Source organism: Kineococcus sp. NBC_00420 (assembly GCF_036021035.1).
Classification (GTDB): Bacteria; Actinomycetota; Actinomycetes; order Actinomycetales; family Kineococcaceae; genus Kineococcus.
Window position 1 is genome coordinate 4316119 of record NZ_CP107930.1, and the last position, 14652, is coordinate 4330770.

The 14652-nt window shown below is 73.6% G+C and carries 14 protein-coding genes; 6 read left to right on the top strand and 8 right to left on the bottom strand.

Annotation, left to right across the window (positions count from 1 at the left end; all coding sequences use genetic code 11):
- Positions 1–41: 41 nt before the first annotated feature.
- Positions 42–2411: a helicase-associated domain-containing protein gene (locus OG218_RS21305; RefSeq protein ID WP_328295225.1), complete on the bottom strand. Its 2370-nt coding sequence runs from the start codon at positions 2409–2411 to the stop codon at positions 42–44.
- Between the two features lie 48 nt (positions 2412–2459).
- On the opposite strand from OG218_RS21305, the gene OG218_RS21310 reads away from it, so the two are divergent.
- Positions 2460–2984 (top strand): DinB family protein, encoded by a 525-nt coding sequence (locus OG218_RS21310; protein ID WP_328295226.1) that lies wholly within the window; start codon positions 2460–2462, stop codon positions 2982–2984.
- Here the strand turns inward: OG218_RS21310 and OG218_RS21315 are convergent, their stop codons facing one another.
- A complete protein-coding gene (locus OG218_RS21315; protein WP_328295227.1) occupies positions 2985–3998 on the bottom strand; it encodes a sigma-70 family RNA polymerase sigma factor in 1014 nt (337 codons plus the stop codon). It abuts the gene before it with no gap.
- Between the two features lie 92 nt (positions 3999–4090).
- Between OG218_RS21315 and OG218_RS21320 the strand changes: the two genes are divergently transcribed.
- Both OG218_RS21320 and OG218_RS21325 read left to right on the top strand, forming a co-directional pair.
- A complete protein-coding gene (locus tag OG218_RS21320; protein WP_328295228.1) occupies positions 4091–4837 on the top strand; it encodes a sulfite exporter TauE/SafE family protein in 747 nt (248 codons plus the stop codon).
- A 25-nt stretch (positions 4838–4862) separates the two neighbouring features.
- Positions 4863–5273 (top strand): NUDIX domain-containing protein, encoded by a 411-nt coding sequence (locus tag OG218_RS21325; protein WP_328295229.1) that lies wholly within the window; start codon positions 4863–4865, stop codon positions 5271–5273.
- Here OG218_RS21325 and OG218_RS21330 read toward each other — a convergent pair whose 3' ends face one another.
- Genes OG218_RS21330 through OG218_RS21340 form a run of 3 tightly spaced genes read right to left on the bottom strand, consistent with a single transcriptional unit; the run spans position 5274 to position 10023 of the window.
- A complete protein-coding gene (locus OG218_RS21330; protein WP_328295230.1) occupies positions 5274–6695 on the bottom strand; it encodes an MFS transporter in 1422 nt (473 codons plus the stop codon). It lies immediately after the preceding gene.
- 29 nt (positions 6696–6724) lie between these two features.
- Positions 6725–7726, bottom strand: coding sequence for an asparaginase (locus OG218_RS21335; protein WP_328295231.1), 1002 nt, complete (start codon positions 7724–7726; stop codon positions 6725–6727).
- Positions 7727–7752: 26 nt separating this feature from the next.
- Positions 7753–10023, bottom strand: coding sequence for a HelD family protein (locus tag OG218_RS21340; RefSeq protein WP_328295232.1), 2271 nt, complete (start codon positions 10021–10023; stop codon positions 7753–7755).
- Positions 10024–10289: 266 nt separating this feature from the next.
- Here OG218_RS21340 and OG218_RS21345 point away from each other — a divergent pair, with 266 nt between their 5' ends.
- A complete protein-coding gene (locus OG218_RS21345) occupies positions 10290–11378 on the top strand; it encodes a fatty acid desaturase family protein (RefSeq protein ID WP_328295233.1) in 1089 nt (362 codons plus the stop codon).
- A 182-nt stretch (positions 11379–11560) separates the two neighbouring features.
- Positions 11561–11764: a cold-shock protein gene (locus OG218_RS21350; protein WP_012086670.1), complete on the top strand. Its 204-nt coding sequence runs from the start codon at positions 11561–11563 to the stop codon at positions 11762–11764.
- A gap of 81 nt (positions 11765–11845) precedes the next feature.
- Here OG218_RS21350 and OG218_RS21355 read toward each other — a convergent pair whose 3' ends face one another.
- Positions 11846–12352 carry a mycothiol transferase gene (locus OG218_RS21355; RefSeq protein WP_328295234.1) on the bottom strand — a complete coding sequence of 169 codons (507 nt, stop codon included), beginning with the start codon at positions 12350–12352 and terminating at the stop codon, positions 11846–11848.
- Positions 12353–12399: 47 nt separating this feature from the next.
- The gene (locus OG218_RS21360; protein ID WP_328295235.1) at positions 12400–12756 is read right to left on the bottom strand and encodes a VOC family protein; all 357 of its coding nucleotides are present in this window, start codon (positions 12754–12756) and stop codon (positions 12400–12402) included.
- Between the two features lie 103 nt (positions 12757–12859).
- On the opposite strand from OG218_RS21360, the gene OG218_RS21365 reads away from it, so the two are divergent.
- A complete protein-coding gene (locus OG218_RS21365) occupies positions 12860–13609 on the top strand; it encodes a class I SAM-dependent DNA methyltransferase (RefSeq protein ID WP_328295236.1) in 750 nt (249 codons plus the stop codon).
- Here the strand turns inward: OG218_RS21365 and OG218_RS21370 are convergent.
- The gene (locus OG218_RS21370) at positions 13604–14644 is read right to left on the bottom strand and encodes a TIGR03842 family LLM class F420-dependent oxidoreductase (protein ID WP_328295237.1); all 1041 of its coding nucleotides are present in this window, start codon (positions 14642–14644) and stop codon (positions 13604–13606) included. The two genes, OG218_RS21365 and OG218_RS21370, sit on opposite strands and share 6 nt — an antisense overlap.
- Positions 14645–14652: the final 8 nt, after the last annotated feature.

The window sequence follows — 14652 nt, forward strand, 5'->3', positions numbered from 1 at the left end:
GCGCTACGACGCTAGCTCACCTCTCCGACACGAGCCTCCGCTCAGGCCTGCGCCTCGGCCACACCGGTGACCCGGTGCACCGAGTAGGAGCGGACCGAGCGCTGCTCGTGGTCGAACGCGGTGATCCGGCCGCCCTCCACCCCCAGGGGCTCGACGAGGTGCCGGCTCGTGGAGCCGGACGCGTCGACGTAGCCGATCCACACCGGCCGTCGCCGTCCGACCGCGTCGCGCAGCACGGCCAGCGACGTCGTCGGGTCCATCGGCGGCAGCGGCGGGGCGTCCCGGGTGCGCTCGCGGCGACGCTCCAGCTCCGCCACGTCCTCGTCGCCGGCGCGGACGGTCTGGACGGCCGCGGCGAGCAGCGCGGCGCCCGGGGCGGGCGGTTCACCCGTCACGGGGCGGGGCGAGGGGCGCGGGCCCGAGCGCATCGCCGTCACCCGCCGCACCAGGAGTTCGCCGTCGGGGCCCTCGGCCGCCGGGGCCACCCCGACCTGACGCAGCACGGACAGGACCTCGTCCGGGTCGGCCGGGCTGGCCAGGACGGTCGGGGCCAGCATCCGCAACCCGATCGCCGCGCAGCGCTTGTCGGCGACGAGCTCCGCGAGCAGGGCCGGGTCCTCGGCGCGCACGTAGGACCCCGCACGCCCGACCCGGACCCGGCCGTGGCGGCGGGCGACGTCGCGGACCAGGTACTCCAGCGGCTGCGGGACACCCGTGGAGGACAACGCGGCGAGGAAGGCCAGGGCCTCGTCGGCCGTCTGACCGTCGTCGAGGCCGTGGCGCACCGACGTCGGGTCGAAGCGGTAGACCGTCGCGCCGCCCCGGCTCTCCACCCGGGCCAGCGACTCCAGCCGCCGGGACAGGTGGGTCTCCAGGGGCCCGGGGGCCACCGCGGTCAGGTCCGCCTGCAGCAGCACCTCGCGCACCGGCGTCGGCAGGGCCGCCGCCAGCGCCGTGGCGGCCCCTTCCTCGTCGTCCACCAGGAGGGCCCGGCCCGCGGGGGAGAGAGCACCGGCCCCCAGGACCCCCAGCCAGGACGCGTCCCGGGCGGTCCAGCCCACGAGGTCGTCGCGCAGCTTCGTCGCCCGCCGCGGGGACTGCCAGCGCAACCGCGCCGCCAACGTCTCCGGCGCCGCCACCTCGTCCTGCGCCAGCGCGGCGAGCTCGCTCAGCACCGCGCGCCGCACCAGGAGGGCGGAGGCGCGGTCGAGGTCCGGGCCCAGCGCGTTGCGGGCGGCGTCCTTGGCGTCGCGGCTGCCGACCATCGCGGGCACCCGGGTGCTCGCCAGCCAGCAGCTGGCCAGGTGCACCCAGCGGTAGGGCAGGTCCTCCTCGACCCAGGTGTCGTAGGCCGGCGTCGGCAGCCACCGCGGCTCGACCTCGCCGTCGTCGGCGACGAGCCCGGCGACCCAGGCCGTCTCGACGACCAGCGCGGCCGTGGACTCGTCGACCTCGAGGGCGCTCGCCGTCCGTCGCAGCTCGCGCACGCCGAGACCACCGGCGCGCAGCACCGACGGACCCGCGGCACCCCACAACCGGCCCAGTTCGTCGACGAGGCGGCACGCCTCCGCGGCGGCCTCGGCCCCACCGGCGAGCACGACCTCGTGGCGTCGCGTCGTCGTGCTCAGCTCGGGCGGGCGTCGGTCGGGGGTGCGGTGCACGCGACCTCCGCGCAGCGCGAGGCCGACCTCGCGGGGGAGCACGACGGTTCCCGGGCCGGACACGGCCAGCAGCCCGCGCGAGAGCAACCAGTCCACCGGCCCCGTCGACGTCGCCGTCCGGACCTGGCGGTCGGCGCGTTCGACGGCGCCCGTCGGCGGTCCCCAGGTCAGCTTGTCCAGGACCGTCCTGACCCCCTCGGGAGCGTCGGTGAGCAACTGCTCGACCGTGCCGGGGGCGCCGAGGTGCTCCCCGAGGCGGGTGAGGGCGACCTCGGGGTCGTGGCTGACCTCGAGACCGAGGTCCTCGAGCAGTTCCGCCAGCCGCTGCGGGGAGCGACGGCCCAGGGCGTCGGCCAGCGTCGGGCCGAGCTCCGCCGGGTGCGGGCCGAGGAGTTCGCGCACGGCCGAGACGAGGTGCAGGCGGCGGTCGGGTCCCCAGAGCAGCGCGCTGCGGCGCAGGTGCGCGACGACGTCGTTGGCGCGCGCCCCCCACGCCTTCGAGACCGCGGTGACGCTCGTCGGGTCCGGCAGCACCGCGAGCACCTCGGCGACCTGCAGGGCCGGGGTGTCCAGGCGTTCCAGCGCACGCTGGGTGCTCGCCCGCGTCGTCGCCCGCGTCGCCAGGGCCGTCGAGGACGTGGGCAGGGGCGCGGCGAGGTCGGGTCGCTGCGTGAACAGGACCACCAGGTCCTCGTCCGCGCGCGAGCGCAGGTCCTCGGCGAGGGTGCGCGGAGCAGGGGCCGTAGGCATCGGGCGAAGTCTAGGCGTGGTGTCGGACCCCGGCCCTACCGTGCCGCCATGACCAGCGACTCCGCACGGACCCCGGCTCCCGGTGGCGAACGGGGCGACCTCCTGTCCGCCCTGACCAAGCACCGGTGGCTCTTCACCCAGACCCTCACCGACCTGACCGAGGAGCAGGCGGCGGCCCGGACCACCGTGAGCGAGTTGTGCCTCGGGGGCCTGGTCAAGCACGTCGCGCAGACCGAGGCCCAGTGGGCGGACTTCGCCGTGCACGGGGCCGGTGGGCTGCCGTCCTTCGCGGACACCGACTTCCAGGCGCGGGCCGACTCCTTCCGGATGCTCCCCGGGGAGACCGTCGCCGGCGTGCTGGCCGACTACGCGGCCGTCGCCGCCCGCACCGACGAGCTCGTGCGGACCCTCGACCTCGACCTCGCGCACGACCTGCCGGAGGCACCCTGGTTCGAGCCGGGGCGGTGGAGCGCCCGACGCGTGTTCGTCCACGTGCTCGCCGAGGTCGCCCAGCACGCCGGCCACGCGGACCTCCTGCGCGAGGCCGTCGACGGCCGGAAGTCGATGGGCTGATCAGGCCGGGGGCTCCTGCGGGAAGCCGAAGAGGTCGAAGAGCCGGGTGTCCAGGAACGACGTGATCCGGACGATCTTCCCCTCGGCCAGCTCCAGGGCCTGCACGGCGAACGGCACGAGCTCGCCGTTCGCCCCGATCGGCTTGTAGTGGACGTAGGCGGGGGACCCGTTCATCGTCACCGGGACCAGCTTCGACCCGCGGCACTGGTGGCCGGGTCCGAGCATCCAGGCGGTGATGTCCTGCGCGCCCTCCAGCCACAGGTCGAACGGCGGCATGTTCTGCGTGACGTCGGCCGCGAGGAGCTTCACGAAGGCGTCCATGTCGTAGGCCTCGAAGGCCCGGACGTAGTCCTCCAGCAACGTGCGGTGAGTGTCGTCGAGGGGTTCGGTGCGTTCCACGTCGGGGCGTTCGGCCAGCGTCGCCCGGGCCCGCTGCAACGCGCTGTTCACCGACGCCGTCGTCGTGTCGAGCAGGTGCGCGACCTCCTCCGCCTTCCAGCGCAGGACGTCGCGCAGGATGAGGACCGAACGCTGACGCGGGGGCAGGTGCTGCAGCGCGGCGACGAAGGCGAGGCGGATCGACTCCCGGGCCACGGCGATGTCGGCCGGGTCGCCGGTTTCCGGCAGCACCCGGTCGTCGACCATCGGCTCCAGCCAGGTGTCCTCCGGCTGACTGCGCTGCAGCGACGCCTCGACCGGCTCCCACGCGGACGCCGAGAGGTCCATCGGCCGGGCGCGCCGCTTCCGGTTCTCGAGCATCGTGAGGCAGACGTTCGTGGCGATCCGGTACAGCCAGGACCGCAGGCCCGACCGGCCCGCGTAGCCGTCGATGCTCTTCCACGCCCGGACCATCGTGTCCTGGACGGCGTCCTCGGCGTCGAAGGCGGAACCGAGCATCCGGTAGCAGTAGCCCCTGAGCTCGGAGCGGTGCGCGGCGAGGCGGGGTTCGAGTTCCCCGGCGGTGAGCGTCGGATGGGTGGCGGAGACGTCAACGGCGCTGTCGGAGGTCGTCACGCGCTCAGCACAGCACAGACCACCGACACCGGGGGAGGCCCCGCAGGCACCGAGGTCCGGGGAACCCGGACGCCCTGGTTGGATCGGGCAACGTGTCGCCCGTCGAGATCCCGCTGCTCCTGCTGGCCGGGGTGCTGGCGGGGCTCGTCGGCAGCACGGCGGGACTCGCCTCGCTGGTCTCCTACCCGGCGCTGCTGCTGACCGGGGTGCCCCCGCTGGCCGCCAACGTCACCAACTCGATGGCCCTACTCGGGGTCACGGCCGGCACTGCAGCCGGTTCCCGACCCGAGCTCTCCGGTCAGGGCGCCCGGCTGAAGCGGCTGCTGCCGATCGCCGCGGCGGGCGGCGCCGTGGGCTGCGTGCTGCTGCTCGCCCTCCCGCCGGACGCGTTCGAGGTGGTCGTCCCGTTCCTCGTGGGCGGAGCCTCGGTGACGATCCTGCTGCAACCGCGGATCAAGCAGTTGCAGCCCGGTCGGCTCTCCCCGAACAACCCCGCCGCCCTCGTCGCGATCTTCCTCGTCGGGATCTACGGCGGCTACTTCGGCGCCGCCGCCGGGGTGCTGATGCTCGCGCTCTCCGAGGTGCTGCACGCCCAGTCCCTCGCCCGCAACAACGCGCTGAAGAACATGCTGACCGGGGCCGCGAACACCGTCGCCGCCGTCGGTTTCGCGGTGTTCGGGCCGGTGGACTGGTGGGCGGCGCTGCTCCTCGGTGTCGGGTGCGTCGTGGGGGGCCGGGTCGGGCCGGTCATCGTGCGCCGCCTCGACCCTCGGGTGCTGCGGACCGTCATCGCCGTGGCCGGGCTGGCGTTGGCCGTGCGGTTGTTCCTCACGCGCTGACGGTCCGGGTTCGTAGGCTGCCCGGGTGGACCACGCACGAACCACCCGGGTGCTGCTCGTCGACGACGATGGGCGGGTCCTCCTGCTGCGGACGGTGCTGCCCGAGGGAGGTCACGCCTGGACGACGCCCGGCGGCGACGTCGGCGCCGACGAGGGCCCCGCGGCGGCGGCCGTCCGGCAGCTGCGCGAACAGGTCGCCGTCGTGGACGTCGAACTCGTCCCGCTCTCCGGCGATGCGCACGAGCAGGTCTTCGCCGGCCGGAGCCCACGCGGTGCGATCGAGGCGGGACTCACCGACTGGGAGGTCGAGCACCACCGCGGGCACCGCTGGTGGAGCGTCGCGGACCTGCGCTACACCTCCGAGACGCTCGTCCCCGCCGGTCTCCCCGGTCTCCTCGACGACGTCCTCCGCGGCCCGCTGCCGCCGGGCCGCTGATCAGCGCCGTCCCGCGCGGACGGCGTCACCCGCACCGCGGGGCAGCGACGCCGACTCGACGATGCTGAGCAGGCCCAGGACGGCCATCCCGACCAGCGCGGCGCGGTAGGCGAAGGCGGCGTCCCCGGCGGGGGCCAGGCCGGCCGCCGCCCGGACGAGCAGGGCCGCCACGGCGATCCCGACCCCCGTCGCGAGCTGCATGCTGATCGAGGCCACGGTGTTGGCAGGGTTCATCTGGGCACCGGGGACGTCGGCGAACTGCAGGGTGTTGTAGGCGGTGAAACCCACCGATCGGGCCGCGCCCGACACGAGGAACACCAGCGCCACGACGATCTCCGGGGTGTCCGGGCGCAGCAGCGCCGCCGCGACGAACGACGCGGCCAGCACGGAGGTCGCGACCACGATGAGGGGCACCAGGCGGAACCGGTGCATCAACGGGGTCGTCGCGGGTTTGATCCCGAGGTTCCCCGCGAACACCGCCATCACCATCGCCCCGGCGCGCACGGGACTCCACCCGAACCCCTCCTGCAGCAGCAGGGGCAGCAGGAACGGGGCCGCGCTGACGACCCCGCGGTAGACCGAACCGGCCGAGTTCGAGGCGCGGAACGTCGCGATGCGCAGGGGGCGCAGGTCGAGCACCGGGTGCGCGGCGCGCCGGAACCAGAACACCGCGAGGGTTCCCACGAGCACCGACCCGACGAGCAGACCGGCCCCCGCGACCGTCGTCGACGCGTCGGCCACGAACTCCATCCCGAGGACCAGCGCGCTCACGGCCACCACCAGCAGCACGAGCCCGACACCGTCCAGCGGGCGCCGGCGGCGGGGGACCTGCGGCACGATCCGCCACGCGGCCAGGACCAGCACGATCCCGACGGGGACGTTCACCCAGAAGATCCACGGCCAGCCCGCGTACTCGGTGAGGATCCCGCCGAGCAGCGGGGCGATGACCGGGGCGACGAGAGCGGGCCACGTGAGGTACGCGATCGCGCGCACGAGGTCCGACTTGGCCGTTCCGCTGAGGACCACCAGCCGTCCGATCGGGACGAGCATGCTGCCGGCGATGCCCTGCAGGACCCTGGCGGTGGTGAGGGTCGCGACGGAGTCGGAGGCCGCGCACAGCACCGACGCCAGGGTGAACACCACGATCGAGACCAGGAACACGGGCCGTGCCCCGAGCCGGTCCGCGGCCCACGAGCCGAGCGGGATGAACGCCGCCACCGCGACCAGGTACGCCGTGACCGCGAGCCCGAGGTCGGCCGGGACGACGTCGAAAGCCGTCGCGATCGAGGGCGTCGCCGTGGTGAGGATCGTCGCGTCGAGGTTCTCCATGAAGAACGCCAGGGCCACGACGAGCGCGAGGGGACGGGACCAGCCGACCGACCCGTCCGCGGAGGCCGTCGCCGGGGCAGGGGTTTTCGGCACTCGGAGAGGTTACGACCCTCGGGGTGGGTTCAGTGCGTGGCGAACGCCTCGACGATCTCCTCGTGTCCCAGACCCGCCGCCAGGCACAGCGAGAGCAGGATGCGGGCCTGCTGGGGGGAGAGCGTGTCGCTGCCGACGAGTCCGCGCTCGTCGAAGGCGTGCCGCTGCGTGACGCGGCCGGTGATCGCGCGGCTGCTCGCGACCACGACGACCCCGGCGGTGACGGCCTGCTGGATCGCGACCTCGACGGCGGGTGGGTTCATGCTCGGCGGCAGCGACGCGACGACCAGCCCGCGAGCGCCGTCGGCGACGGGACGCTCCACCACCCGGGCGTCGGCGCCGGCCCAGACGGGCACGATCTCCACCCGCGGCCACACGGGGTGGGCCTGCGCGGCGAAGCGCGACGACGTGGTGTGACGGCGCAGCAGCTTGCGGTAGAACCAGACCCCGCCGTAGGGGTCGACGTCGCCGAGAGCGCCGTGGTCGCGGGCGCGGAAGGTGTCCAGACCCGAGTTCGACGTCTTGAGGACGTCGCGCGCCGACAGGATCCGGTCGTCCATGACGACCAGCACCCCGTGCCCGCGCGAGGACGGCGAGGCCGCGACGCGGATCGCGTTCGCGAGCCCCACCTGCGCGTCGGAACCCACCGCCGTCGGTGGGCGCTGCGCCCCGACGAGCACCACGGGGAGCTCGCTCGCCAGCGTGAGCTGCAGGACGTAGGCCGTCTCCTCCAGGGTCGCGGTGCCGTGGGTGATGACGACCCCGGCGACGTCGGGTTCCTCCCGCGCGATGGTCAGCACCGCGGTGCGCAGCTCCGCCCAGAACCCCTCGTCGGCGGCCGTGCTGGGGATCCGCCGGACCCGGCGCGGGGAGACGTCCACGTCGTCGGGGAACCGGTAGAGCGGCAGGGCCTCCTCGTCGGTGAGGACGTGCCCGAGGTCGACGTAGTCGAGGCGGTCGAGGTCGTCGTGACCACCGCTGCCGATGGTTCCACCGGTCAGCAGGACGGCCACCCTGGGCTTGTCGCTCATGCCGCGATCATGGCCCACCCCGCCGGTCAGGCGAGGGACTCCATGCCGGCGGGGAGGGGTTCGGCGTGCAGGACGTGGAGTTCCTGGGTCGCGCGGGTCAGGGCGACGTAGAGGTCGTTGGCGCCGCGGGGACGGCGCAGGACGGCCGCGGGTTCGACGAGCACGACGACGTCGAACTCCAGGCCCTTGGCCCGGTGCACGTCGAGCACCGACACCGCGGCGTCGAGGTCGTCGGGGGAGGCGGCGACCGCCCCCCGGGGCAGCACGGCGGAGATCGCGGCGCGCAGCGCGTCCGAGCCCAGAGCTCCGTCGACCTCGGCGGTGATGACGGCGACCCGCCCCTCGTCCAGGTCGGCGAAACGGGCCCGCACGACCTCGACGACGTCCGCCCCGGAGGTCAGCGGGATCGCGACGGGGTCGTGGTCGCCCTCGCGGACGGGGGTCGGCGGGTTCGCCGAGATGCCCGCGGAGCGCAGCACGTCGGCGGCGACCCGGGAGATCTTCGCGGGCGTGCGGTAGTTGACGGTGAGCTCCTCCAGCCGCCAGCGGTCGTCGACGACGGGTTTCAGGGCCTGCGCCCAGCTGCGCGCGCCGGCGGGGTTCGACGTCTGGGCGACGTCGCCGACCAGGGTCATCGAGCGCGACGGGCAGCGGCGCTCGACGAGGCGCCAGGCCATCGGGGAGAGTTCCTGCGCCTCGTCGACCACGACGTGGCCGTAGGCCCAGGTCCGGTCCAGCGCGGCCCGTTCGGCCACCGTGCCCACCGGTCCGTCGGTGGAGAAGCGGTCGGCGAGCAGTTCCGGGCTGACCAGGGGGTTGCCGACCCCGGAGGCCTCGAAGTCCTCGAGCACCTTGCGCGCGTAGGCGACCTGCTCCTCGCGGTCGGCGTCGCGGCGGGCCTGGTTCGCGGACTCCTCCAGCGGGCCGAGGAGTTCGGCGAGCTCGTCGAGCAGGGGCACGTCGGCCTCGCTCCAGGCGCTCGCGTCCTCGCGGTGCAGGGCCGCGCGGTCGGTGGCCGACAACTGCGGTGCGATGCGTTCCAGCAGGTCCGGGTTGCGGTAGAGACCGGCGAGCACCTTCTGCGGGGTCAGCGGCATCCAGCAGAGGTTGACCTCGCGCCGGACGTCGACGTGCTCGCGCAGTTCGGTGACGAGGTCGTCGCGCTCCTCGCCCAGGTCGGCGCCGCGGGCGCGGGCGAGGGAGTTGACCAGCGTGTTCAGGACCTCGCGGACGAAGGTCACCCGGGCCAGGTTGTGCGGTTTGCGACCGCGCCGGGCACGGGCGCGGGCCGAGGCGATCGCGTCGGGACGCAGCATGATCCGGGTGCCGTCGAGGTCGAAGCGCAGCGGTCGGGCGGGGATCCGCTGCCGGTCGGCGACGGCCGCGTCGAGGACCTCGGCCATCCGCAGCGAGCCCTTGACCCAGGCCGCGGCGGCGGAGTCCCCGCCCCGGGCGAGCACCCCGGGGAACAGCTCGGCCAGCGTCGCGGTCACCACGCCCGTCTCGCCCAGCGCGGGCAGGACCTGCTCCACGTAGCGCAGGAACACCGGGCTGGGGCCGAGCAGCAGGACGCCGCTGCGGGCGAGGCGGTCGCGGTGGGTGTAGAGCAGGAAGGCCGTCCGGTGCAGGGCCACGGCGGTCTTGCCGGTCCCCGGACCGCCCTGGACGACGAGGACCCCGCGCTCGGAGGCGCGGATGACCCGGTCCTGCTCGGCCTGGATGGTGGCGACGATGTCGCCCATGCGGCCGGTGCGGGGGGCGGTGACGGCGGCCAGCAGGGCCGCGTCACCCGTGGTGCGCTCACCCTCGGCCGCGATGAGCACCTCGTCGTCGACGCCCGTGACGTGGCGGCCCGCCGTGAGCAGGTGCCGGCGCCGGACGACGTCACGGGGAGCGGCCGCGGTGGCCTGGTAGAAGTCCTGCGCCGCGGGCGCCCGCCAGTCGACGAGCACCTGGTTGCCCCGGTCGTCGGCCAGGCCGAGCCGGCCGACGTAGCGGCGCGGGTCCTCGGTGCCGGGCTGCAGGTCCAGGCGCCCGAAGCAGAGCCGGTTCTCCACCGACCAGAGCTGGGAGAGGCGGTCCTCGTAGAGGGTCGCGAAGGCGTCGCGCTCGAAGCGGCTCTGGTGGGTGCCGGTCGCGAGGGTGCGCCGGACGTCGGCGAGCTGCTCGGCGGTCTGGGCGCGCAGGACGTCGAGCCGGTCGTAGAGCGTCCCGACGTGAGCGTCCTCGAGGGCGACCTGTTCCCTCGTCGCCTCCTCGGCCGGGGTCGACGCGTCGGGCTCGGTGGACTGGCTCACTGGTGCGGCTCTCTCCTGTGCGCGGTGCCCTGCGTGCCGTCACAGTCGCGAGGGCTCGCAAACGGCACCGCAGAAGCCTAAAGGCGTCGGCGTGGGCACCGATGGGGGGTTCCACTCGTTGGCCTACCGTGGGGCTCGCTGCGGGAGGCTGCAGCGGAGAACGAGCCACACCGTCGTGTCCGTCCAGGGGTCCCCCGCCCGGGCACGACGCGAGGACGCACCGCCCGGTGCTCCTCTGAACGCCCGCGAGGAGACCAGTGACGACCATGCCCACGACCGAGTCCGTGTCCGACCCGGTGCAGCCGCCGCCCGCACGGGCGCGCCGCAGCACCCCGTACGCGACGCTCACCGCGGCCGTGCAGGACGCAGGCCTCATGCGCCGGCGGACGGGGCACTACTGGTGGCGCATCGCGTTCACCACGGTCGCCTTCCTCGCCGTGGTCGCGGGGGCGTTCCTGCTCCGGGACTCCTGGCTGGTGCTGCTGGTCGCGGCACCGCTCGCGCTGGTCCTCACCCAGTTCGCCTTCCTCGGCCACGACGGGGCGCACAAGCAGATCTTCGCCTCGCACCGTGGCAACGAGTGGGCGGCCCGGATCTTCGCCGCGCTGCTGACGGGTCTCAGCTACGGCTGGTGGATGGGCAAGCACACCAAGCACCACCAGGCCCCCAACGCCCGGGGGATCGACACCGACATCGAGTCCGAGGTCGTCTCCTTCCACGAGGAGGCCGCCGCCGGTCGTCGGGGCGTCCTGCGCTGGGCCACGGCCAAGCAGGGCTACTGGTTCTACCCGCTGCTGCTGCTGGCCGGGCTCAACCTGCACGTCGACTCCACGAAGTCGCTGATCAGCGGCCGCCGGGCCAAGAAGCGCTGGATCGACGCCTCCCTCATCGTCGTCCACTGGGGGGTCTACCTGGCCGCGCTCGTGCTGCTGCTCGGGCCGGCTCGCGGCGCCGCGTTCTTCGGTGTCCACATGGCCGCCTTCGGCGTCTCGATGGGCGGCGCCTTCGCGCCCAACCACGTCGGCATGCCGATCGTGGCCCGCGAGACCAAGGTCGACTTCATCCGTCGCCAGGTGCTGATGTCCCGCAACATCTCCGGCGGCTGGTTCGTCGACCTCTTCATGGGCGGCCTCAACTTCCAGGTGGAGCACCACCTGTTCCCCTCGATGCCCCGGCCCAACCTGCGCGCCGTCCAGCCGTTCGTGCGCCGCTTCTGCGCCGAGCACGGCATCGACTACACCGAGACCTCGTTGCCGCAGGCCCTCAAGGACATCGTCGCGTACCTCAACGACGTGGGCCTGGCCGCTCGCGACCCGTTCCGGTGCCCGCTCGTGTCGCAGCTGCGCGCCGGCTGAGGAGAGCACAGCACGGGGACTGGACATCAGGCCCGATCGTGCTAAGTTCTTCCTAGTCGCAGTTTCTCGACGTGCTTTTGCGCCCCGGGATTCACTCGAGGGTCCAGCACGCTTTCCAGACCAGGTCAGCCCCTCGGCGACGAGCTCCACTACGGTGGGGCGTACACCTTGAGGAGGCCATCATGGCTCAGGGAACTGTCAAGTGGTTCAACGGCGAAAAGGGCTTTGGCTTCATCGCCCCGACCGACGGTGGCCCGGACGTCTTCGTCCACTACTCCGCGATCGCCGGTAACGGCTTCCGCAACCTGGAAGAGAACGACCAGGTCGAGTACGAGGTGACCCAGGGCGCCAAGGGCCCCCAGGCCTCGAACGTCACGCGTCTCTGATCTTCAGACGCTGACGGTCTGACCGTCCACGATCCCCGTCCCAGCTTCGGCTGGGGCGGGGATCGTTGCGTTCCGGGAGCTTCAGCGCCGCTCCAGCGCCCCCCGCACGAAGGCCGCCTGCGCCGCGTGCTCGAGGTCGTCGTCCAGCACGCTGACCAGGCGGACCCCCAACGTCACCGGCGGGTCCCACGCGTCGTCGACGACCCGGTCCAGGTCAGCGCCGGAGAGTCCGTCCAGGAAGTCGACCGTCCGTACCTGCACCGCATCGAGGTACCCCGTGAGCAGTTCGGCGCCCACCCGCACCCGACCCACCTGGTCCGCGTCGAAGCCGTACCCCGTCTCACCCGGTCCGAACGGCAGGGCGAAGCGCTCCGCCCAGCCGTCCGCCGTCCAGGTCTGCTCGTGCCCGGCGACGTCACTGACGTGGTCGTCCTGCACCCGAGCGAGGTGCCACACCAGCCACGCGATCGAGTTCGCCCCCGGATCGAGGCGGGCGCTCAGCGCGTCCTCGTCCAGGCCGTCGACCGCTGCGTGCACGAGCGGGGAGATGCGGCCGTAGCCGTCCAGCAGGATGTCCTTGGCGTCCATGCCCCCTGCCTATCCCCGCCCCGCCACCACCGCACGTCCGGACGCGACTACGCCTCCGGGCGGAAGGCGCAGAACTCGTTGCCCTCGGGGTCGGCCAGCACGTCCCACGGGCGGTCCTCGGCGCGAGGCCGCACCATCGTGGCCCCGGCCGCGAGGAGGTCGGCGAGGTCCCCGACGACGTCGAGGTGCATCCGGTTCTTCACCGTCTTGGGCTCCGCGACGGGGTTCACCCAGAGGAACGGGCCCGCACCGGAGGGGTCGCGCAACGGGACCGGCCACGTCGGATCCCGCGGGCCGTCACCGGGCTCGTGCCGGACGTAGCCCAGGACGGCGCACCACCAGTCGGCCTGCGCCTGGTGGTCCCGGGTGTCGAGGCAGAGGTCCTTGAAACGCGCGACGGCCACGGCCGGCTCCTCCCGATCGGTACCCGGACCCTGCCACGGGGCGGGCCTGGCTTCCACCGAAAACCCGGTGCGGGCGCCGAGTGGCCCGCGCCAGGCTCGGAGCGTGCCGGACCCGATCTTCGCCCACCCCCGCCTGGCCGCCCTGTACGACGTCTTCGACCACCCCCGCCCCGACCTGGTGCCCTACGTCGCCCTCGCGGGCGAGCTCGGCGCGCACCACGTCCTGGACGTGGGGTGCGGGACGGGTGTCCTGGCCGCGCTCCTGGTCGCTGAGGGGTACGAGGTGACGGGCGCCGACCCGGCGCTCGCGAGCCTGGACGTCGCCCGGGCCCGACCGGGGACCTCGGCCGTGACGTGGCTGCCCGTGGAGGCGGCGCAGCTTCCCGCGCTCGGGTGCGACCTGGCCGTGATGACCGGCAACGTGGCCCAGGTGTTCGTCACCGACGGGGACTGGGACGCGGCGCTGCGGGGCCTCGCCCGGGCGGTGCGGCCCGGCGGCCACCTGCTCTTCGAGACCAGGCGCCCGGAGGCCGAGGACTGGCGGACCTGGTCGGGACCGCCGCAGGTGCGAACGGTCCCCGGGGAGGGGACCGTCCGCGCGGAGTTCGAGCTGCTGGCGGTCTCGCCGCCGCTGGTGACCTTCCGCACCGTGTTCACCTTCGCGGACGGCGAGCGGTTGACCTCCGGGTCGACGCTGCGCTTCCGCGGCCCGGCCGAGCTGAGTTCCTCCCTCCTCCACCACGGGTTCACCGTGGTGGAGGTGCGGGAGGCGCCGGACCGGCCGGGCCTGGAACACGTGGTCATCGCCTCCCGGTCCGCGTCGATCGGGAGGGTGCGGGCGGTCACGTCATGAGAGGGCCGTCACGGTCTCGGCCAGGGCCGGCAGGACGAGGTCGCCGTAGGCGCGCAGCGTCTGTTCCTTGGCGTCGTGCTGCAGGTACAGGGCGAACTGGTCCACCCCCAGGTCCTCCAGGTCCCGCAGCCGGGCGATCTGCTCGGCGGGGGAGCCGAGCAGGCAGAACCGGTCGACGATCTCGTCGGGCACGAAGTCGGCGTGGGTGTTGCCGACCTGGCCGTGCTGGTTGTAGTCGTAGCCCTCGCGGCCCTCGATGTAGTCCGTCAACGCCGCGGGCACGTTGCTGTCGCTGCCGTAGCGTTCGACGATGTCGGCGACGTGGTTGCCGACCATCCCGCCGAACCACCGGCACTGCTCCCGGGCGTGGTACAGGCCGGCCCGGCTGCCGTCGGTGACGTAGGCGGGGGCGGCGACGCAGATCTTCACGGTCTCGGGGTCACGGCCCGCGGCCGCCGCCGCGTCCTTCACCGTCCTGATGGTCCAGGCGGTGATGTCGGGGTCGGCGAGCTGCAGGATGAACCCGTCGGCGACCTCCCCGGTGAGCTGCAACGCCTTGGGGCCGTAGGCGGCCACCCACACCTCGGTCTGCCGGCCGGCTCCGTGGTCGGTCGCCCACGGGAACCGCACGGTCTGGCCGCGGTGCTCGACGGGCCGGCCGTTGGCCAGTTCCCGGATCACGTGGACCGACTCGCGCAGTGTCGCCAGCGTCGTGGGTTTCCCCGACAACGTCCGCACGGCGGAGTCTCCCCGGCCGATGCCGCAGATCGTCCGCGGCCCGTACATCTCGTTCAACGTCGCGTAGGTCGAGGCCGTCACCGACCACTCGCGGGTGGCCGGGTTGGTGACCATCGGTCCCACGACCACCTTGCGGGTGGCCTGCAGGATCGCGGAGTGGATGACGTAGGGCTCCTCCCACAGGACGTGGGAGTCGAACGTCCAGACGTGGGAGAACCCGTAGGTCTCCGCGATCCGGGACAGGTCGACCACCCGGGAGGCGGGTGGGGTGGTCTGCAGCACGACGCCGAAGTCCATCGCGTTCT

What these genes read in the sequence shown, in the direction of transcription:
- OG218_RS21305 (WP_328295225.1), bottom strand. Translation starts at nt 2,411, where the DNA reads ATGCCTACGGCCCCTGCTCCGCGCACCCTCGCCGAGGACCTGCGCTCG.
- OG218_RS21310 (WP_328295226.1), top strand. Translation starts at nt 2,460, where the DNA reads ATGACCAGCGACTCCGCACGGACCCCGGCTCCCGGTGGCGAACGGGGC.
- OG218_RS21335 (WP_328295231.1), bottom strand. Translation starts at nt 7,726, where the DNA reads ATGAGCGACAAGCCCAGGGTGGCCGTCCTGCTGACCGGTGGAACCATC.
- OG218_RS21345 (WP_328295233.1), top strand. Translation starts at nt 10,290, where the DNA reads ATGCCCACGACCGAGTCCGTGTCCGACCCGGTGCAGCCGCCGCCCGCA.
- OG218_RS21350 (WP_012086670.1), top strand. Translation starts at nt 11,561, where the DNA reads ATGGCTCAGGGAACTGTCAAGTGGTTCAACGGCGAAAAGGGCTTTGGC.
- OG218_RS21355 (WP_328295234.1), bottom strand. Translation starts at nt 12,352, where the DNA reads ATGGACGCCAAGGACATCCTGCTGGACGGCTACGGCCGCATCTCCCCG.
- OG218_RS21370 (WP_328295237.1), bottom strand. Translation starts at nt 14,644, where the DNA reads ATGGACTTCGGCGTCGTGCTGCAGACCACCCCACCCGCCTCCCGGGTG.